This is a genomic window from Chloroflexota bacterium, assembly GCA_018648225.1.
Classification (GTDB): domain Bacteria; phylum Chloroflexota; class Anaerolineae; order Anaerolineales; family UBA11858; genus NIOZ-UU35.
Genome location: JABGRQ010000094.1, coordinates 1 through 19,533, shown reverse-complemented (window position 1 = coordinate 19,533; position 19,533 = coordinate 1). Strand labels below are relative to the sequence as shown.

Genomic DNA, 19,533 nt, shown 5'->3' with positions numbered 1-19,533 from the left:
GTAAGCACTCATCAGCGTGTATCTGCGTTCATCTGTGGATGTTTCTGATAGGAGTAAGAGTATGACAAAAATTCGCTGGGGATTGCTTTCCACAGCCAATATCAACCGGGCGCTGATTCCGGCTATCCGGGCATCGGCGCGCGGGGAGCTAGTCGCCGTCGCCAGCCGCGATCCAACCAAAGCCGAGGCTTATGCCCAGGAATGGGAAATTCCCCAAGCCTTTGGCAGCTATGAAGCCATGCTGCAATCCGGGGCGGTGGATGCGGTCTATATCGGGCTGCCCAATCACTTACACGCTGAGTGGACCATCCAGGCCATGCAAGCCGGTTTGCATGTACTCTGCGAGAAACCCTTCGCGACTTCGCTGGCAGAAGTGGATGCCATGATCGCTGTCAGCCGCGAGACCCGCATGGTGTTAGCGGAGGCCTTCATGTATCGCCATCATCCGCAGACCAAACTCGCCGGGGAATTGGTACGTTCTGGAAAACTTGGCAAGGTCACGCTGCTGCGCGGGGCGTTTGATTTTTATCTACCGGAAACGCAGCGCCAGCCCGACAATCTCAATGTGCGCCTGGTACCCGAATGGGGCGGCGGCTGTCTGTGGGATGTAGGCGTCTACCCCATGAGTTTTGCCCAGTTCATCTTTGGCGGGACACCGGAGTGGGTTTTTGGCACGCAACAAATCGGGGCGAGTGGCGTGGATGAAGTTTTCGCCGGGCAAATGGGGTATGCAGATGGCAGGCTGGCGCAAATATCAGCTTCGTTCTGCACGCCTTTCCACACATTTATCGAAATCGTCGGAACCGAAGGACGGCTGCATCTCAGCAAGCCCTTCGTCGGGTTGGATGAGGGCCGAGTGATGACGTTCACGCCCAAAGACGGCCCAGCCGAAGAAATTCCGGTGCCAGAAAAAGCATTATACTTGGGCGAAGTTGAAGATATGCACGCCGCCATTCTCGACGGCGCGCCGAGTTATTTGACGCTCGAAGAGACTCGTAATCATGTTAAAACTATTCTGGCATTGTACAAGTCGGCGAAAACCCAAAGCATAATTCAACTTTTATGAGGAAATCAGGAAGCCATGAAGTTATTCTTCCTGATTTCATGGCTTCCTGATTCAACCCTATCATGACATCTTCACCACCGATTGCATCCATACTCATTGGTAAACATATCCCCCACCGCGTCTTCCAGCATGAATCGCCACCACGCTCGGTGGAAAAAGCCGCCGAAGTACGCGGCCAAACTCCAGATCAGGTGGTGCGCAGTATTCTCTTCCGGATGGCTGAAGATGAGTATCTGATGGTGTTGATGGCCGGGCCGGAGCAGATCGATTGGGGCGCGCTGCGGCGTTATCTGGGGGTTTCACGCATCACAATGGCAAACAAGGATGACGTTTTGCGCGTCACCGGTTACCCTATCGGAGCTGTGGCTCCCCTGGGGCTGCCGCGGCCAATCCGCATTCTGGTGGATGATGGCTTGCTGGCGCTGGACGAAATCTCGCTCGGCTCCGGGGTGCGCGGCACGGCAATACTGATGCAGGCAGCAGATTTATTAAGCGCGATTGAAAATTATGAGATCGGAAAATTTGGGCAAGTTGAAAGTTTGTGAGGTTGGATATGCGAGTTTTTGAGATCATTCTGGTAATTATTTTGACTATACGCATCATCAATCATTCCGTTAGGGATCAACGGCTGCGGGATGGGTTGACGCTGGCGGCCTTCGGGGTGATGGCATTGCATTTGGGCTTGGAAGGCTATCGCTGGCAAATGCTCCCGCTCTACGGGATCGCCCTGGGGTATACGGCGTTTGCCCTTTGGCGGCTGCCCGCCCGAAGCGAGTCTGAACCTCCAAGTCGGGGCTGGGGATTAACCCTCGGGATGTTGATTCTGCTCATCGGCGCGCTTCTGCCTCCTGTCTTGCTACCGGTTCCGAAAACGCCCGCGCCAGGCGGCCCTTACCCGGTGGGAACACTCACCGTGATGCTGGTGGACGATTCGCGCCGCGAATTTTATTCAGACGATCCCACTGAGCCGCGGGCAATTATGGTACAAGTCTGGTACCCGGCGCAAACCACAGGCGGCAAGCCTGCTGCCTGGATTGATTATGCAGATGTATTTGGGCCGGTAATGGCGCAGTATTTGGAATTGCCGGAATATTTTCTGGATCATGTGCGCTATTCGCGCAGTCATGCCTATACCGACGCGCCCCCGCGCGAGAGCAATGCGCCTCTGCCGGTGCTGTTGTTCTCACACGGCTGGAACGGCTTCCGGGCGCAGAACACCTACCAGATGGAAGAACTTGCCAGTTATGGCTACGTGGTTTTGGCGCCGGAACATACCTACGGCTCAATTGTGACGCTCTTCCCCGATGGGCAAGTGGCCTACAACAATCCCCAGGCAATGCCGTATGACGATGATTTATCAGACGAAGAATTTCGCCCGATTGCCAATCGGCTGATTCAGCAATGGAGCGGAGATTTGAGTTTCATTCTGGATGTACTGGGCAGCAACCAACTGGAGGGCACGCTGGGAGAATTAAGCGCCCAACTCGATTTGACGCGGGTTGGCGTACTGGGGCATTCAACGGGCGGCGGGGCAATTGTGGATTTTTGCGCCCGCGACCCGCGCTGTGCAGCGGGCTTGGGCATGGATACCTACATGAAACCGGTTTCGGACAAAGTGATTGCTCAGGGCCTGAGCCAGCCGTTTTTGTTCATGTTCAGCGAAACCTGGCCTTCGGAATCCAATACGCTGTTATTCGATGCGCTCTACACCAACCAGGCCGGACCAGGAGCAGTTTTGAGCATTGCAGGCACAGCGCATTACGATTTCAGCGACCTACCCGCCTTCAGCCCGCTGGCGCACCGCCTGGGGCTAAAAGGGCCGCTCAACGGCGGGCGCGTACTGGAGATCATCCGCACGTATTCGGTGGGTTTCTTTGATGAGTATTTACGCGGCAACAAGCCCGGGCCGCTGCCAGAATATCCTGAGGTAGAATTCAGTAAAAAACAGTAACTGTTCAGGGCTGAACAGTCACAAAAAACAAACCAACGCAAGGTCGCCAAGAAGCGGAGACACAAAGAAAAAACCTAATAAATCCCTTGCGGCTCTGCATCTCTACGCCTTTGCGTTACAAACAAATGGTGAAACTATGAATTTTAATTTTGATACCCTGCCCGACCGCCGTCCGACCGGAAGCACCAAGTGGCAAATATTTGATGAGGATGTGTTGCCCATGTGGGTAGCCGATATGGATTTCCGCTCCCCGGAGCCTGTGATTGATGCCCTGCGGGAACGCGTGGATCATGGTGTATTTGGCTACACCCGGCCATCCGAGGGTGTAACTGCTTCCGTGGTGGAGTGGCTGGCGCGGCGGCATGGCTGGTCGGTGGACCCTGGGCATGTGATCTTCGTCCCTGGAGTGGTCGTCGGTTTCAATCAGGCAACCCAGGCCGTGACACAGCCCGGAGAGGGCGTACTGATCCAAACCCCAACCTATGGCCCCTTCCTGAAAGTCGCTGAAAATGGCGGCTTCGTGCAACAAGAGATACAACTCACTCGCGGGCAAGACGGTCAATATGAAATTGACCTGAATGCCTTTGAAGCCGCCATCACCCCGGAGACGCGCATCTTTATGCTGTGCAACCCGCAAAATCCCACCGGGCGCGTCTTCCGCAAGGCCGAACTCGAAGCGATGGCTGAAATCTGCTTGCGCCATGATGTTGTGATCTGCTCCGATGAAATTCATCACGACCTGGTGTATTCCGAGAGCCAGCACATCCCGATGGCCTGCCTGGCCCCCGAGATCGCCGCCCAGACTATCACCCTGCTGGCTCCCAGCAAGACCTTCAATATCGCCGGGCTGAAAGCTTCCGTGGCGGTCATCGAAAATGATGAACTGCGCGCAAAATTCACGGCTGCGCAACGCGGCCTGGTCGGCTGGGTTAATTTGCTTGCACAAATCGCCATGCAAACGGCTTACGAACAGGGCGATGCCTGGCTCGACGCGCTGCGGGCCTATTTACAAGCCAACCGCGATTACGTCACTAACTTTGTAGAAAAAGAACTCCCCGGGGTGCGCATGGCGAAACCTGAAGGCACGTACCTGGCCTGGCTAGATTGCCGCGACGCAAATATCGAAGGCAAGCCCAGTGAATTTTTCTTGAAGGAAGCGCGTGTAGCCATGAATGATGGCGACTGGTTTGGTGCAGGCGGCGAGGGGCATGTGCGTTTCAACTTTGGTAGCCCGCGCTCCGTTGTGGAAGAAGCTCTTGAGCGAATGAAAGCTGCTATGTAATTTTTCTTCATGAGGAAACAGACATGATCCAGTATTTCGTTAAAGACTACACCGGCGCGCCTTTCGTGCTTTTCGGCCCGGAGCATCTACTCGCCTTGGGGATTATCCTGCTGATCAATCTTTCTTTGATCTTTGTGCGCAAATCGCCCAACCAGCAACTCAAGGACGGCATTCGCTACACGCTGGCGGGAATTCTGATATTGAATGAAATCGGCTGGCATGTCTGGAATATTGCCATCGACCAATGGAGCATCCAACTGCACCTGCCCTTTCACCTGTGTTCGGTCTTCGTCTGGTTGGGGGCGTATATGCTCATCACCAAGAGCTACCCGATTTTCGAGTTCGCCTATTTTCTGGGGATTGCCGGGGCGTTGCAAGCGCTATTGACGCCGGATGCCGGAATCTACGGCTTCCCCCACTTCCGCGCCTTTCAGACCTTTATCTCACATGGAGCGATTATCAGTTCGGCGGTTTTCATGGCTGTGGTGGAGGGTTTCCGTCCACACTGGGCATCTTTCAAGCGGGTGTTCCTGTGGACAAATATCTATCTGGTAGTCATCACCGGATTGAATTTCCTCATCCAGAGTAATTTTCTCTATTCACGGCACAAGCCACCTACGGCCAGCCTGCTAGATGTGCTCGGCCCCTGGCCGCTGTATTTACTAGTTGTAGAGTTTATGGCTCTAATCATGTGCCTGATACTCTATTTACCATATATGATCTCTGACCAACGACGACCGACAGCCAGCGACTGACCACTCACCCAATGAGCCAGTATTTTGCCGTTGACTACGTCGGAGCGCCCTTTGTTCTTTTCGGGATTGCTCATCTGACAGCTCTGGGTGCAGTTGCAATCTCGATTATCCTGCTGGTATGCCTCAGTAAGCAACTGAATGAAAATCAGCGTCAAAGCGTTCGCTATGGTTTAGCGATTGTGCTCATGTTCAACGAAATCAGCTACCACATCTGGAATATTGTCAATGATCGGTGGAGTTTGCAATGGAATTTGCCCCTCCATCTGTGCTCCATATTTGTGTGGCTGAGCGTGTATATGCTTTTAACTAAAAATCACGCAATTTTTGAATTCGCCTATTTTCTCGGTATTAGCGCCGCCATCCAGCCCCTTCTGACGCCTGACGCGGGCACCTATGGCTTTCCCCACTTCTACCCGGTTCAGCTCTTTATATCACATGGCAGCATCATTGCCGCGGCAGTTTTTATGGCTGCGGTTGAAGGATATCGCCCGCGCGTGGCCTCCATCTGGCGCATTATCATCTGGGGGAATATCTATTTGCTCGTTGTTACTGGCATCAACTTGTTAATCAGCAGCAATTATCTTTACACACTGCATAAGCCCCACGTTCCTACGCTGCTCGATTATCTTGGCCCGTGGCCCTGGTATTTGCTCAGCGCCGAAGGCGTTGCTTTGGCGCTCTGTGGGCTGCTCTACCTGCCGTATCTTTCCGGGAACCGCAAATAAAACAGCCAGGGCTTTCTCTACGACAACAAAAAAAGGGTGTATGCGCAACTTTTTTTAGCGCATACACCCTTTTTTATTTTTTTCCAGCATATTAGCTGACAACATCCCCTTCCACCGCATCTTCCCAGGGGTAAGCTTCAAAAGGTTTGGCGGCCTCTCGAATAGCGGGATCATCTGAATAACGGCCACGCATCTCAGGGGGAATCAACTCGGCAATTTTCTGCATGATGGTATGTCCAACCGCATCAAGTTGTTCGCGTCGTTCACGTCCACGACCCGAAACATTAAAGGGGCCAAAAGGTTTGCCAATTTGAGCCACCACCTTCGGGCGATTCCACATCCGCAACGGGAAAATATCATTCAGGCCATATAAACCCACCGGCAATATCATTGCATTCCCGCGCGTGGTCAGGTAGGCCGCGCCCGGACGCGGCGGACGCAAGACCTGCGCCCAGGCTCCCCCCTCGGGGAAGATGCCCAACCTGCCGCCATTTTTCAACAGAGTTTCAGCCGAGCGCAAAGCATCACGCGAACCAGTGCCGCGATAAACCCAGAACGCTCCCCAAAGTTTGGGTAAATAAGTAGACCACTTGGGAGCAAAACCAGGCACCGCGGCGGCAATGAAGTCAATATCCCAGGGAGCGATCCGAATTAATGCTACCGGATCGGCAAAACTAAAATGATTGGCCGCGATAATCAAAGGTCCTTCAGCGGGAATATTCTCCCGACCCCGAATTTCCATTTCAGAGAATAAACCCATTGCAGCATAGATCAGTGACTTCAAAACCAGACGCATCGGGGCGCGACGCTGAAACTGAAAATAACTCATTTTAGATGCCTTCCCAATTTATGCTGCTTCATCAATGGCAGCTTGACGCGCCTTCTTCTCATTCACAAAGAGCAATATCACTAAACCAACCAGCAAGAATATGGCGATTGAAACCACCGCCACCCGTTGACCATTCTGCTCGGCGAGTAATTCTGTCAGCCCGCGTTGCTTCATAAACCATTGTGCGGCCTCGAAAGCAATGATGCCGTATATCGTGGGGCCAATGAAAGAAGATGTGCGTCCAGCAATGGCAAAGAAACCAAAGAATTCAGCACTTTGCCCTTTGGGCGCAAATTGCCCTACCATTGTGCGGCTGATGGATTGCACGCCAGTCAGGGCAAATCCGGCGAAAGCGCCAATCACAAAGAAAACTGTCAGCGATTGAGCAAAAATCATCCAGATCACGATAGCCATCATCATGATGATCGAATATATGAGTGAGCGTTTATAACCCACGCGCTCACCATATGCGGCAAAAATATAAGCACCCGCCACACTGGTGATCTGAACAATGATCATAAAAATAATCAATTGTGTTTGCGTCATGCCAAAAAGTACCGCCCCGATAATAGCAGCAAAATCCAGCGCCATAATAATCCCATCGTTATAAATCAAAAATGAGATCATGAATTTGACAAATTCGCGGAAACGGCGAATAGATTTCAGCGTCGCCCCCAGGCGTTTGAACGCCATGCTGACATAATTTTCACCCGCGGGCAGCGGTTTTGCCTCCGCGCGCTCATCGATCCAGCGGAAGAGCGGAATGGCAGAAACCGCAAAGAAAACCGCTGTGAACACCAGTGAGAGGCGCACCATCAGATCGCCATCGACGAGCACAATCGGGGGTAGCACCAGCACAAGGCACAGGATGCCACCCAGAGACCCGATTGCCCAACCATTCCCCGACACTTTACCCAACTCTTCGGGAGTGGCGATCTCCGGAAGCAGCGAATTATAAAATACTTGCCCGCCGCGATAGCCGATCTCCGCCAGGATGAAGAAAACCACACCCATGAGAATATCGCCTTTTTGCACAAAGAATAACAGTGCGGTAAACACCCAGGTAACTGCCGAAAACATCAACAGGAAACGTTTCTTCGATGCCGAAAAGTCGGCGATCGCGCCTAAAACGGGCGCGACGACAGCCACAACCAGCATGGCAATCCCCACCGCAATTCCCCACAAACGCGAACCTTCCGCGCCGCCAACAACTGCCCCCTTAAAATAGGCCGAATATACAGCTAATAATACTACTGCCGCATAAGCTGAGTTACCAAAATCATACAAATACCAGGCAAGGTGTTCACGGTTCATAGTTTTTAGTTTTGAAAACATAGCGATAATCCTTCCAAGCAATAGTGAAAACAGATAAATGGCCGATGGCTACGCAGTTATTCGATTTTTTCCTGTGCGAACATGGTATGATTCCAACGCATGCAACAAATGCGAATCATATCATACGAATTCCCATTCGCGCCCTTCGAATGCCGCGAATGGGATCAAACTAGATAACCCCTACTCAGGAGAATCGTTGCCCATGTCTCAAAAATCCCTACCTCAACGCAATGAAGTTCCGCTCGAAGAAACCTGGGATTTAGCCAGTATCTTCGCAAGCCCCGAAGAATGGAAAAAAGGCGTTCACCAGGTAAACTCATTGCTGCCACAAATCGCCGCCTATCAAGGAAAATTGGGGACCAGCCCACAAATGCTTGCAAAGACACTGCATGAAGTTGAAGAACTCTTGATTCTGGCGATGAAGGTCTTCGTCTACACAGGCTTGGCTGGCTCCGTAGATATGGCTGACCAGGAGGCGCAGGCGATGTTCGGACAAGCCCGCGGGCTGGTTGCCAAAGCGAGGGCGACGACTGCTTTTTTAGAGCCTGAACTCATGCAGATTGGGTTTGAAACCCTGGAAACATGGGCAGCCGAAGAAGCCGATTTGGAAATCTACGTCCACTATTTCGACCAGCTCAAACAAGGCCAGCAGCATATTCGTTCCACCGAAGTTGAAGAAGTATTGGCCTATGTTTCTGAATCACTGCCGCCAAAACAAACGCTAACCACCTATTCTGCGCTTACCAATGCCGATCTGAAATTTCAACCTGCAGTAGATACCCAGGGCGCAGAGATTGAAGTCGGGCAGAGCAGCATCGACTCGCTCATCACCCACTCCGACCGCGAAGCACGCCGTACTGGCTGGCAGAATTACGCCGATGGTTATTTGTCGTTCAAAAATACGTTGGCCGCGATCCAAACCACCGCGCTGCAACGCGATGTGCTCACGATGCGCACCCGCAACTATGAGTCGGCGCTACAGGCTTCACTCAAACCCAACACGATCCCGGAGGAAGTTTTCCACAATCTGATTAGCGTATTTCAGAAAAACCTACCCACCTGGCATCGTTATTGGCGCATCCGCCGCAAAGCGTTGGGCTATGATAACTTCCACGTTTACGATATCAAAGCTCCGCTAATGAAGGAGAAGCCCTTCATCGCCTACGATCAGGCCGTCGAGTGGATTGCTGCGGGTATGGCGCCCCTGGGCGAAGAATATGTCGAAGTGCTGCGCCGCGGCTGCACGGTAGACCGCTGGATTGACCGCGCCCGCAACAAGGGCAAACGTCAGGGCGCATTTTCGTGGGGCAGTTATGGCACGCAGCCCTTCATCATGATGAGCTATGCCGATGATATTTTCAGCCTGAGCACCCTGGCGCATGAACTCGGCCATTCCATGCACTCTTACTACACACGTCAAACACAGCCGTTTGTTTACTCACAATACACGCTCTTTGTGGCCGAAGTGGCATCGAATTTCAATCAAGCCCTGGTGCGGGATTATTTATTCAAGACGCAAAACGACGCGACCTTCCAGTTGGCTCTGGTCGAGGAGGCGATGTCCAACTTCCACAGGTATTTCTTCATTATGCCCACTTTGGCGCGTTGGGAACTGGAAATGCACCAGCGCTTTGAAAAGGGAGAGCCACTCAACGCCCAAATTATGAGCACCCGCTGCGCTGAACTCTTCAAGGAAGGCTACGGCGAAGAAGTTGAATTCGATCAGGATCGCATTGGTATCACCTGGGCGCAGTTTGGGCATATGTATATGGATTTCTATGTCTATCAATATGCGACTGGCATCTCTGCAGCCAATGCTTTGGCAAACGGTGTTTTGCAGGGTAAAGTCAGAGCAGCTGAAAACTATCTAAACTTCCTCAAAGCCGGAAATTCAACCTATCCCCTGGATACGCTGAAAATGGCTGGCGTAAATATGACCACCCCCGAGCCTGTCGAGCAGGCTTTCGCCGTATTGGCAAGTTATGTGGACAAGTTTGAAAAATTGGTAGCATAATTCAACCCTCCGAGGTTTTTAGACTTCGGAGGTCTCGCGGAGCAAACAATGAACAACCCCCCATCCAAAAAAGAATTACTGGAAACCATTCAGCAACACTGGAATGAGTTGAACGAATTACTCGCCGAACTCAGCGAGGAACAAATGCTTGACCCGACTGTGCAAGATAACTGGAGCATTAAAGATATTCTGGCGCATATCGCTACGTGGGAGGAACTTGCTACAGACCGTCTCACCGCGGGATTGAGTGGAACTCCAGCAAATTATCCCATTATGAAATCATGGGATGATATTAACGCCTATAATACTGAGCGTTACATAGTCAATCAAAACCGCCCACTCGAAAAAGTGTTGGAAGAAATCCACCGCATCCACGAAGAATATATCGCACAAATTGAAAAACTGGATGATGATTTTATCGCCGGGCCGATGCCATTTGAGTGGGCTAAAGATACAAGCGTCCACACGCTCATCTCGGCAAATGCGCATTGGCACTACACCGAGCATATTGAAGCTATCGAAAAATGGATGAAATGACAACAAGCAGGGGTGGATTTGCAAATCCACCCCTGCTTGTTGTGTAAATCACAAAAAGGCGCGAATTCTCACTCCACAAACGTCAATACGACGGTCATGCCCCACCGCAGGAGAGGGTCCACTTCGTCGAGGATGACGCGGGCAGTATAGGTTACGTCGCCGCGCTTCTCTTCAAAAAAATCGGCTATCGTATCTACGCTGCCGGTTAGCTCCACCTCGGGCATGGCATCGGGGACGATGGTAACGGCCTGCCCAACAGCAATATCAACAACTTCAATTTCGGTCAGATTATCAGTTTCGACATACCATTGGGAAAAATCGGCCAGTGTTACCACTGGCGCTCCGGGGGAAACTTGTTCACCAACTATCAGATTCAATTCCACAATCGTACCGGAAAATGTCGCCACGAGATCAAGATCATCGAGGGCAGCCTGCGCAGCGGCAATATTGCTTTGCGCAGCAGCCACGCGAGCTTCTGCCGCGGCTATGCGCATTTCAGCCAGGGCAACCTGATCCGGTTCGGGGCCAGTTAGCAACTCGTCGTAGTCTTGTTGCGCTTGCTCCAGGCGTGCCTGGGCAATGGCGTTATTGGCCTCTGCCTGAGAGATTTCGAAATCGTTGGCTGTATTTACGAGTGCGTTATAGCGCCGCACGGCATCGTCATAACTGCCCTGAGCTTCCGCCAATAAACTCTGAAAAGTAGCACGGGCAAGATTATCGGCGGGTTTATCTTCGTAGGGTTCAAATTCTTCTTTAGCGTCGTCGAGTTCTTTTTCGGCCAAAACCACTTGCGACCAGGCCACATCAATATCGGTTTGATCGGCGGGTGAGGTACGATAGCTCAGGGTACGCTCGGTGCTGCGCGCGGCTTCACGCGCATTGGTGAGTGCCTCCTGAGCCGCGGTCGCGGCGGCGGGCCAATTGTCGTAGAGGGACTGTAAATCCTGCCGGGCTGAGAGCAACTCCAATTGAGCAGCAGCCAACTCCAATTGCGCGTTGGCGATGCCCGTTTCCAGGGTTTCTCGATTCCCTAAACGGGCAATCACATCTCCGGCGGCGACGACATCCCCCTCGGCAACCCGAATTTCCGCCACATGGCCGCTACTCACAAAGCCAAGCTGAGCCGATTCTTTCGGCACCAAACGACCTTCGGCAACCACAGCAAAATCTGAGACAACCGGAATCTCGGTTGGGGCATCGGCCTGGGGGGTGGCCTTTGAGCCACAGGCAACAAGGAGCGCCGCGCTGATCAATAGTGTAAAGTTGGTTGTAATTCGTTTGAAATTCATGGTTTTCTCCAAAGATTTTGACCCTGAGGGTCTTGTCACAGTTTTATTCATACGCCAGACTCTCATTGACGCTGATGCGCGTGGCCCGGCGGGCAGGAACCCAGCTTGCCAACACAGAGAGCAAAGCAACGATTCCCAGCCAGAGCCAGATGCCCTGATAAGATGGATAATACACGGCAGGAAAATCGATTACATTGCCAAGCGTTTTTACAAATATCGGCCCGGCGCTCAGGCCAATTGGAACGGCCAGCAGCCAGCTTACCAACCCCAACATCAAACCTTCCCCGATGAAAATCAGGCTGACATCGCGTGAGGAGGCCCCCACAGCACGCATAACGCCAATTTCACGGCGGCGCTCAATCACGTTGATCGAGAGCGTGCCCGAAAGCCCCATACTGCCCACTATTGCCATCAAAACGGTCATCACCATCAGCACCTGAGTTAGCACGCCAAATTGAGCGCTGGCCTGGGCGCGATCTTCGGAGGCAATCGCCGAAGATGAAACCGGCATTCCACTGGCGTCAAAAAATTCCTGAAGATCGGCTTCGACAGCTTTTTGCACAACCACACTTTGCTCTGTAGCCTGTACCATCGCTACCGCCGAGCGGCCTACATTGTGTAAAGAGCGGTTGAGAACTTCGATATTGGCAAAAGCAGTATTCTGGTCACGCCCGTTCAGGTCGAAAACCAGACCAACCACCGTCCAGCGAGAATCGCCAATATTGGGCAGATCGATGATAATTTCATCGCCAACCTGAACGCCCATCTTCCCGGCCAGTTTCTGATTGAGCAGAATTGCCTGACCATCTTCCGGCTGGATCATACGCCCGGCAGTCATTTCTGGCGTAAAGAAGGGCGATTGCGAAGGCACCCCGCGCAGGAAGACTTCATATTCGCTGCCCGGCCCCGAGGTTCCCGGCAGGCGCGTCTTGGCCGTGCGGAAGGTCCACATTTCGGCATTGGCAACATTAGGGCGTGACTCGATCAACGGAACAACTTCATCGATGCGCTGGTATTTCTCGAAGACAATTTGGATCTCGTAGCCAAACCCGGCAAAAATCGTGTCGATAGTTTTTTCGAAAGAATATTGCGTGCTGTTAACCATCATGAATATCGCGCCGGAAATGGTGAGGGTCAGCAAGGTGAGCAGCACGCGCCCCAGCCTGCGGAAAGTGTTGCGTAACGAGAGCGCCGCCATACGCGGCATCCCGCGGATACCCGCTAAGAAGCGATCAATCAGACGGCGGCCATATAGCCCGCGCCCCAAACCCGTTTGACTTATCGCACGCGCCGCCGGAATGGCAACGCCTTGTAACACCGGATACAAACCAGCCAGCAACGGTGTGAGCAAACCGATCACAATTTGTAAAACAAGAACGTCGGGCAAAATCTCAAAAGGCGTGACAGGCACATTCAGCAGTTTCAGCATCCATTGGGCAAAAATATTGCCCGTATACGCGCCTAACGGAACGGCGATCAACAAGCTGAGCAAGCCATATATTAAAATCGCTGAGAGATATAGAATCGAAATTTGCCTGCGTAACCCACCAATCGCTTTCATAATGCCAATTTGGGGAATCTGTTGGGCGATCAGCGCGTTCATGGTATTGATCACCAACATCGTACTCAGCCCTAACGCACCAATTGCCATCACCGAAAGCACCATACCCACCCCGTTAATCATCTCTTGTAAATAATGTTCTTCGGGGTGCAATGGTTCGGTAAAACCCACCGACAGGCCAATTTTCTGCAATTTTTCATCAATCGCATCGGCAACGCTAAGGACATTTTCCTTGCTGTAGTCGGTTAGCGTAATGCGCAGAGTATCGACGCCGCGATATTGGGCCACATGTTCAAAAATGTCGGGAGTCACATAAAAAGCGGCATTTTGCCCAAAGGGCAGCGGCCACTCGAAAGGATTCCGCACCGTTCCGTTAATGACATATTGGCGTGGGCGTTCATTGATCTCAAAATAAACCGTTCCGCTTATCCCCGGAGTAGTAAATGAATCGATATGGGAAGCTTCAACAGCAATCAGGCGCTCTTCGGGCCAACTCCCATCCATAAGCGTAAGTTGATCGAATTTCTGGTTCTCAAAATCCGGGTAAGCGATAATGCGGCCTTCCTGCCATTCACCTTCGAGCGTGGTTTTCCAACGAATACTGGTTTCTGCATAACCTTCCACATCTGCTACGCCGGGGACGCTCTTTAAACTGCGAACAGTATTTTCATCAATCACACCATTCAAAAAGAGCCAGCCATGCGAAGGATTGCTCTGAAGGTGCGATGCCGCCATTTGCCCGATAACCAGTTGATTGCCCGAAACAATCATCCCAACGGCCATCACCCCCACGGCAATGCTCAACACCACCATGATGGTACGCCCCTTATTACGCCACAAATCACGCCAGACTTTTTTAAAAGCAGTTTTCATGCCTGATGATTCCCGTTATCGAATAGCTCGCCATCGAGAACTTCGACCACGCGCGGGATGCGGCTGGCGAGGCTCGTGTCGTGAGTGACCATCATGAAGGTTTTCCCATCCCGAACAAGGTCATCAAAAAGATAGAAAACCCGATCCGCCGATTTGCTATCGAGGTTGCCAGTGGGTTCATCGCCCATCACCAGCGGGGGATCATTTGCCAGGGCACGCGCAATCGCGGCGCGCTGCTGCTGACCGCCAGAAAGGGTATTGGGTAATTTATAAGCCTGATCGGCCAAACCAACCTGATCGAGCAAGTGCAGCGCACGCTCCGGGCGTTCACGCGGTTTCCAGACGCGGCAAAAATCCATCGGCAGCATCACGTTTTCGATAATCGTCAGCGTAGGAAGCAATTGAAAAAACTGGAAGATCACACCGATATTTTTACCGCGCCAGCGCGCCAGCTCATTTTCGCTCAGGTCATTGAGCTGCGCCCCAGATACGTTGATCTCCCCGCTGGTAGGGCGGTCGATACCGGTAATCATATTCAGCAGGGTAGATTTCCCACTCCCGGAGGGGCCGCGCACCCCGACAAATTCGCCTGGACTGACTTTGAGCGACACTTCTCGCAAAGCATGGATTGGCCCGGCCGGGCCATCAAAAGTCTTACGGATATTTTTCAGATCAATCATCCATTCAGTTTGCTGCATTGGGCTATCTCTTTCATGATCAGTCGCCGCTCCAGGGAGAATTCCCGAAAAATAGGGGTGAGTGGAGCGCTTTGCGCTCCACTCACCCCTATTTTTCGCTTTTCCACTCATTACAGCAAAAAATCATCAATAACGTATCACACTATTTTCAAACTACTTCATATACGCCCCAAACACCGAAAAGTTTCATTTTTCATCGACACAAACCAAACTACGGTCTTATTTGCGAAGCAAATGGTTTTACTCTTGCGCAAATCGCCCACTTGGGGGATACGTGCTCATCCATCCAGGCGATGCACATCTAACAGTGTTTTGTTATGATTGTGTGAAATTATGTGATAGATAACATATCAGAACATGAACTCACTTCCTGAAAATCGCCTACAGAGAATTTTATCGCTGCTGCAAACTGCTGATGCACTCACCATCCGTGAACTGGCAGAGAACTTAACCGTCTCGCAAATGACCATCCACCGCGATCTGAATAAGCTGGCCGAAGATGGACTCATCCTAAAAATTCACGGTGGGGCAAAACTCGCCAGCGAAACAGCCACACCACCAAACGCAGCCTTGATTTGTGATATGTGCCATCAGCCCATTTCACCGCGGCACGCTTTTATCCTGGATTGTTCAGACAACGAACAGAAAAGCGCCTGCTGCCCTCATTGCGGGTTGATGATGAACTGCGGCGAGAACACGCCGCGCATTGCATTGGCGACAGATTTTATCTACGGGCACAAAACCAACGCACTAAGCGCCAGCTATCTTGTTGGCAGTGTGGTAACTGTATGCTGCTCACCATCAGTACTGGTCTTTGCAGATGCGAAAGATGGGCAACGATTTCAGCGCGGTTTTGGCGGCGAGTTGATGAATCACGCACAAACCCAGGCGCATTTGCGCCACACTCACATTGAGAACCAGCATGGCTGACAACCATCTTTTTACAATTTTCGGGCTTATTCCTACACAAATGTGTAAGGCCAAATTTTCTATCCGCAGATTTACTGCCCACCCATGAAAGAAAGGAAAAATATGAAAAAATTCTACTTTATCCTCGGTCTTATCATCGCGCTGGCGGCTGTGCTTTCCGCCTGCCAATCAGCAGCAGAAGGCCCTGCGGTTGTAATTGAAGGCGCCTGGGGACGTCCCTCCCCCAAAGTGGCGACCGCAGGCGCATTCTATATGCTCATCAAAAATCAAGGCAGCGAAGCTGACAAGCTGGTATCCGGAATTTCCCCAGCATGCGGGACTGTTGAACTGCACGAATCCTACATGACTGATGAAGGCGCAATGGGGATGCGGCCTGTCCAGGATGGCTATATCGAAATCCCCGCTGGTGGTGAAGCCGAACTAAAAATAGGCGGGTTGCACATCATGTGCATTGACAAGCTGGAAGATTTCGACATTGGCGCAGTGTTGCCACTCACGCTGACTTTCGAAAAATCAGGCGAGATGACAGTCGATATCGAAATCAAAGAACCCTAAAACAAAAAAGAGCTGGGCTGCTTCGCAGCCCAGCTCTTTTTTGTTGGCTAATACGGCGGCTCAGCGGGACCAGTGTAGCCGCACATGCCCAGACGAGGAGAGTTCACAATCGGGAATGGTTCGCCGTACTCATCATGGGGATGCTCTTCCACATGCTTATCACATAACCAGCCATCCTGATCGTGTTCGTAAAGACATTCGATACACAGCCAGGCCGCCAATTCGCCACATTCCATACAGCGCGCCTCAGGCAGGTGATTGCGCGCCATAAGGAAAATGGGATGGGGCGATTGTGGTTTCCCCTGGCGAACATCTACAACCATCACCTTGGTTTCCGAGGTTGTGCCATAATCATAGATGTGCGTCAACTCCAGGCCGGGCTGGAATAGCATTCTGGCCTTTGAACTCATGGGAAGTTCTTGTCCATCCCATCCACCGTCAATTGCAAAATGGCTCAAGTGGCCACAACAATCCAGCCAGATGGCGCGCAAATATGCATCCAGCGAATTCAAATTGGCCGAACCACGCATTTCAACATGCAACCAGAAATCGCTATTCCAGGCATCCTGGATTTGCAAATGATAGATCGGTTCTACTTTTCCGGCCTGATGGTCAGCCTTTTGGGCTGCTTCCGCGCGTTGCTGGCAGGTTTTTAGATGCCGGGCAAGTCCACCCTTGGTCATTTCCTTATCGCAGAAAACACACACGCCACGCGACTGTTTTTTTCGAGCCATGATCGTTTCTCCTGATGCAGTTTATGTATCCAATTGCCATTCGATGAGCGCCGCCGCCACCCAGGTAGGAGCAGGCTCTTGATAAAGCTCCGCAGCATCACTATAGGTCAAATCGACAATTTCACCTTTCATCGGGCCGCGCAAAAAACGAAATACTTGCCCGGCATCACGCGCGTCGCTCTTGGCATCGACGCAGTGCTGATTGTAGCCCCAATAATCCCCGGCCGCAAGCAAATCAATGCCATCCTGAATACGTTGACGGGCCAATTCCAGGCCGCCTTCATGGGGATGCAGCGAATCTTCGGGGGCATCGCCATAGCCAATCCCGTGATGGAAGGGGTCCGCCGTCGAGACAATCACCGCATCTTTGGCAATCTCGGCCATTTCGTCGATCCCTGGCAGGTTTTCGGGTTTGCCGCCTGCCAAATAGGGATAGCGTTCAATCACTTCGGGACCTTTGATGCCGCGGCGTTGGGTCTCAGCGCGCCAAAAATGCCGCCAACTGGTAAGCACATGGTCAAAACGCCAATCCTGACGGCCAATCAGGCCCGGCCCCTGCACGCCCCAATGACGGAACTGAGCCGGGTTTTCGCCTGCCGCCACGCGGATGCGGGCAGTTTCCATCTCATCGGAGAATGAATGCAACACACTCACCAACAACACGCGCTCGGCGCCGCTATCGAGGCAGGCGTGGACAACAGCGGCAATTTGCTGTCCACACTCGGCAACGCCCGCGTGCGGGAATACCAGCACCCCACCCCGAGCCAGGGTAGACGACAAATCCCACTGCCGGGCTTGCTCCAATAAGCGCAGGGTTCCTGCTTCCCCCAACGCCTGATGTTCCTGCATATACATCCAGTGAATATCTTGACGCAATTGTCGTAGATTCATACGCTGCTCCTATCTTCCTAATCGGTCGCAGAGGGTTGTGCAGCCAATGAAGCACGGCGGTGAAAAAAGCCCTCTGAAGAATAGATTAGCAAAGCCAGCCAAATAATACTGAAGCCGATCACGCGGGCCTGAGAAAAATCTTCGCCGTAAAGCAACACCCCAATCGAAAACTGGAGCGTCGGGGCAATATATTGCAGTAACCCCAGCGTCGATAACGGAATCTGCCGGGCGGCGATCCCAAACCAGAGCAGCGGCAATCCGGTTGCCACCCCAGCGAAAGCCAGCATCCCGGTTGTAAAAACCGATTGATGTCCAAAGGCGGCTTGTCCGGTAAATTCGAGATAGAGCAAATACCCCAGCGCTGGGAGCAGCATAAAACCGGTCTCCAACATAAATCCATGTGTCGAAGCCAGAGCCGCAGTTTTCTTCAACAATCCATAAAGCCCAAATGAGAAAGCCAGCGTCAGCGCAATCCAGGGTAATGAGCCGTAACTTACTGTGAGGTACAGTACCCCGGCTGCCGCCAAACCCACCGGAATCCACTGTCCCAGGCGCAAACGCTCGCGCAAGAAAATCACACCCAGCAACACATTCACCAGCGGATTTATAAAATAACCCAGACTCGATTCAACAATATAACTGCTATTGACAGCCCAAACATACACCAGCCAATTGAGCGTCAGCAGCAGCCCGGTCGCAAAATACACCCAAATGCGTTTGCGGTTTTCCAATACCGGGCGAAATCCCTGCCAGCTTTTACGCAGCGCAATCACAATGGCAACGAAAATAAACGACCATGTCATACGGTGACCGATAATCTCGAACGCAGGCACATCATGGATCAATTTCCAATAAATCGGGAAGAAACCCCATAACACATACGCGCCAACGCCATACCAAATACCTTTATTCATAGGGATATTCCATATACCTCGCCGTGGCTTCAGCAACGCCCCGGCCTAATATTTTTTCGATCACATACAAGCTCATATCAATCCCCGCGCTGATACCCGCCGCAGTAATCACTTTACCATTATCCACAAAACGCCGGTCGCGATGCACTGTGGCACTCGGGGCCAGCGCAATTAATTCATCGATAACCTGATGATGGGATGTGGCTTCAAGTCCATTCAGCAAACCCGCCGCGGCCAGCACAAGCGAGCCGGAACAAACCGACAAAACCAGTTCAGCGGACGCGGCCCGAGTGGTGATCCAGTTCAACGAATTTGAATGTCGCAAGAACGGGCGTGTGCCTGCTCCCCCGGGGACGATGAGAATCTCGGGGATTGGCGCACTCCTAAAATCATAATCCGGATTCACCGACAAGCCATTGCGAGCGCGGATGGGGCGCTTTTCAGATGCGACTGTATACACATCAAATATCTGATAATCGTTGAGTTCATCCGTAACCGAAAATACTTCAAAAGGCCCGGCGAAATCGAGCACTTCTACATCATCAAAAAGCACAATCGCTATGTTCTTTTTCAATTTTACCTCGTAGATTGTCA

At 52.1% G+C, this 19,533-nt stretch carries 19 protein-coding genes; 10 read left to right on the top strand and 9 right to left on the bottom strand.

The window, feature by feature from the left end:
• The first annotated feature begins 61 nt into the window (after nucleotides 1-61).
• From HN413_08500 to HN413_08475, 6 genes are all read left to right on the top strand, one after another.
• Entirely contained in the window at nucleotides 62-1,066 is a 1,005-nt protein-coding gene (locus HN413_08500) for a Gfo/Idh/MocA family oxidoreductase (GenBank protein MBT3390436.1), read from the top strand.
• Between the two features lie 62 nt (nucleotides 1,067-1,128).
• Nucleotides 1,129-1,611, top strand: a complete 483-nt coding sequence (locus tag HN413_08495; protein MBT3390435.1) for a YbaK/EbsC family protein — start codon at nucleotides 1,129-1,131, stop codon at nucleotides 1,609-1,611.
• Between the two features lie 41 nt (nucleotides 1,612-1,652).
• A complete protein-coding gene (locus HN413_08490) occupies nucleotides 1,653-3,017 on the top strand; it encodes a hypothetical protein (protein ID MBT3390434.1) in 1,365 nt (454 codons plus the stop codon).
• A 136-nt stretch (nucleotides 3,018-3,153) separates the two neighbouring features.
• Entirely contained in the window at nucleotides 3,154-4,299 is a 1,146-nt protein-coding gene (locus HN413_08485; GenBank protein MBT3390433.1) for a pyridoxal phosphate-dependent aminotransferase, read from the top strand.
• Nucleotides 4,300-4,322: 23 nt separating this feature from the next.
• Nucleotides 4,323-5,054, top strand: a complete 732-nt coding sequence (locus tag HN413_08480) for a TIGR02206 family membrane protein (protein ID MBT3390432.1) — start codon at nucleotides 4,323-4,325, stop codon at nucleotides 5,052-5,054.
• A gap of 11 nt (nucleotides 5,055-5,065) precedes the next feature.
• Nucleotides 5,066-5,779 carry a TIGR02206 family membrane protein gene (locus tag HN413_08475; GenBank protein ID MBT3390431.1) on the top strand — a complete coding sequence of 238 codons (714 nt, stop codon included), beginning with the start codon at nucleotides 5,066-5,068 and terminating at the stop codon, nucleotides 5,777-5,779.
• 91 nt (nucleotides 5,780-5,870) lie between these two features.
• Here the strand turns inward: HN413_08475 and HN413_08470 are convergent, their stop codons facing one another.
• Both HN413_08470 and HN413_08465 read right to left on the bottom strand, forming a co-directional pair.
• Nucleotides 5,871-6,608 carry a 1-acyl-sn-glycerol-3-phosphate acyltransferase gene (locus HN413_08470; GenBank protein ID MBT3390430.1) on the bottom strand — a complete coding sequence of 246 codons (738 nt, stop codon included), beginning with the start codon at nucleotides 6,606-6,608 and terminating at the stop codon, nucleotides 5,871-5,873.
• Between the two features lie 18 nt (nucleotides 6,609-6,626).
• Nucleotides 6,627-7,943, bottom strand: a complete 1,317-nt coding sequence (locus HN413_08465) for an MFS transporter (GenBank protein MBT3390429.1) — start codon at nucleotides 7,941-7,943, stop codon at nucleotides 6,627-6,629.
• 202 nt (nucleotides 7,944-8,145) lie between these two features.
• Between HN413_08465 and pepF the strand changes: the two genes are divergently transcribed.
• Both pepF and HN413_08455 read left to right on the top strand, forming a co-directional pair.
• Nucleotides 8,146-9,957 (top strand): oligoendopeptidase F, encoded by a 1,812-nt coding sequence (gene pepF / locus HN413_08460; GenBank protein ID MBT3390428.1) that lies wholly within the window; start codon nucleotides 8,146-8,148, stop codon nucleotides 9,955-9,957.
• Nucleotides 9,958-10,005: 48 nt separating this feature from the next.
• Nucleotides 10,006-10,494 carry a ClbS/DfsB family four-helix bundle protein gene (locus HN413_08455; GenBank protein MBT3390427.1) on the top strand — a complete coding sequence of 163 codons (489 nt, stop codon included), beginning with the start codon at nucleotides 10,006-10,008 and terminating at the stop codon, nucleotides 10,492-10,494.
• 68 nt (nucleotides 10,495-10,562) lie between these two features.
• Here HN413_08455 and HN413_08450 read toward each other — a convergent pair whose 3' ends face one another.
• Genes HN413_08450 through HN413_08440 form a run of 3 tightly spaced genes read right to left on the bottom strand, consistent with a single transcriptional unit; the run spans nucleotide 10,563 to nucleotide 14,915 of the window.
• The gene (locus tag HN413_08450) at nucleotides 10,563-11,783 is read right to left on the bottom strand and encodes an HlyD family efflux transporter periplasmic adaptor subunit (protein MBT3390426.1); all 1,221 of its coding nucleotides are present in this window, start codon (nucleotides 11,781-11,783) and stop codon (nucleotides 10,563-10,565) included.
• 43 nt (nucleotides 11,784-11,826) lie between these two features.
• Nucleotides 11,827-14,217 carry an ABC transporter permease gene (locus HN413_08445; protein MBT3390425.1) on the bottom strand — a complete coding sequence of 797 codons (2,391 nt, stop codon included), beginning with the start codon at nucleotides 14,215-14,217 and terminating at the stop codon, nucleotides 11,827-11,829.
• The gene (locus tag HN413_08440) at nucleotides 14,214-14,915 is read right to left on the bottom strand and encodes an ABC transporter ATP-binding protein (protein MBT3390424.1); all 702 of its coding nucleotides are present in this window, start codon (nucleotides 14,913-14,915) and stop codon (nucleotides 14,214-14,216) included. The genes HN413_08445 and HN413_08440 overlap by 4 nt, the downstream gene beginning before the upstream one ends.
• 357 nt (nucleotides 14,916-15,272) lie before the next feature.
• On the opposite strand from HN413_08440, the gene HN413_08435 reads away from it, so the two are divergent.
• The gene (locus tag HN413_08435) at nucleotides 15,273-15,845 is read left to right on the top strand and encodes a DeoR/GlpR transcriptional regulator (GenBank protein MBT3390423.1); all 573 of its coding nucleotides are present in this window, start codon (nucleotides 15,273-15,275) and stop codon (nucleotides 15,843-15,845) included.
• 102 nt (nucleotides 15,846-15,947) lie between these two features.
• Nucleotides 15,948-16,400, top strand: a complete 453-nt coding sequence (locus HN413_08430; GenBank protein ID MBT3390422.1) for a copper chaperone PCu(A)C — start codon at nucleotides 15,948-15,950, stop codon at nucleotides 16,398-16,400.
• Between the two features lie 47 nt (nucleotides 16,401-16,447).
• Here the strand turns inward: HN413_08430 and HN413_08425 are convergent, their stop codons facing one another.
• The 4 genes from HN413_08425 to HN413_08410 are packed head-to-tail and all read right to left on the bottom strand — an operon-like array spanning nucleotide 16,448 to nucleotide 19,513.
• Nucleotides 16,448-17,134 (bottom strand): hypothetical protein, encoded by a 687-nt coding sequence (locus HN413_08425; protein ID MBT3390421.1) that lies wholly within the window; start codon nucleotides 17,132-17,134, stop codon nucleotides 16,448-16,450.
• Between the two features lie 21 nt (nucleotides 17,135-17,155).
• Nucleotides 17,156-18,025, bottom strand: a complete 870-nt coding sequence (locus HN413_08420) for a hypothetical protein (protein MBT3390420.1) — start codon at nucleotides 18,023-18,025, stop codon at nucleotides 17,156-17,158.
• Between the two features lie 17 nt (nucleotides 18,026-18,042).
• Nucleotides 18,043-18,939 carry an EamA family transporter RarD gene (rarD, locus tag HN413_08415; protein ID MBT3390419.1) on the bottom strand — a complete coding sequence of 299 codons (897 nt, stop codon included), beginning with the start codon at nucleotides 18,937-18,939 and terminating at the stop codon, nucleotides 18,043-18,045.
• Nucleotides 18,932-19,513 (bottom strand): DJ-1/PfpI family protein, encoded by a 582-nt coding sequence (locus HN413_08410; protein ID MBT3390418.1) that lies wholly within the window; start codon nucleotides 19,511-19,513, stop codon nucleotides 18,932-18,934. The genes rarD and HN413_08410 overlap by 8 nt, the downstream gene beginning before the upstream one ends.
• Nucleotides 19,514-19,533 lie beyond the last annotated feature (20 nt).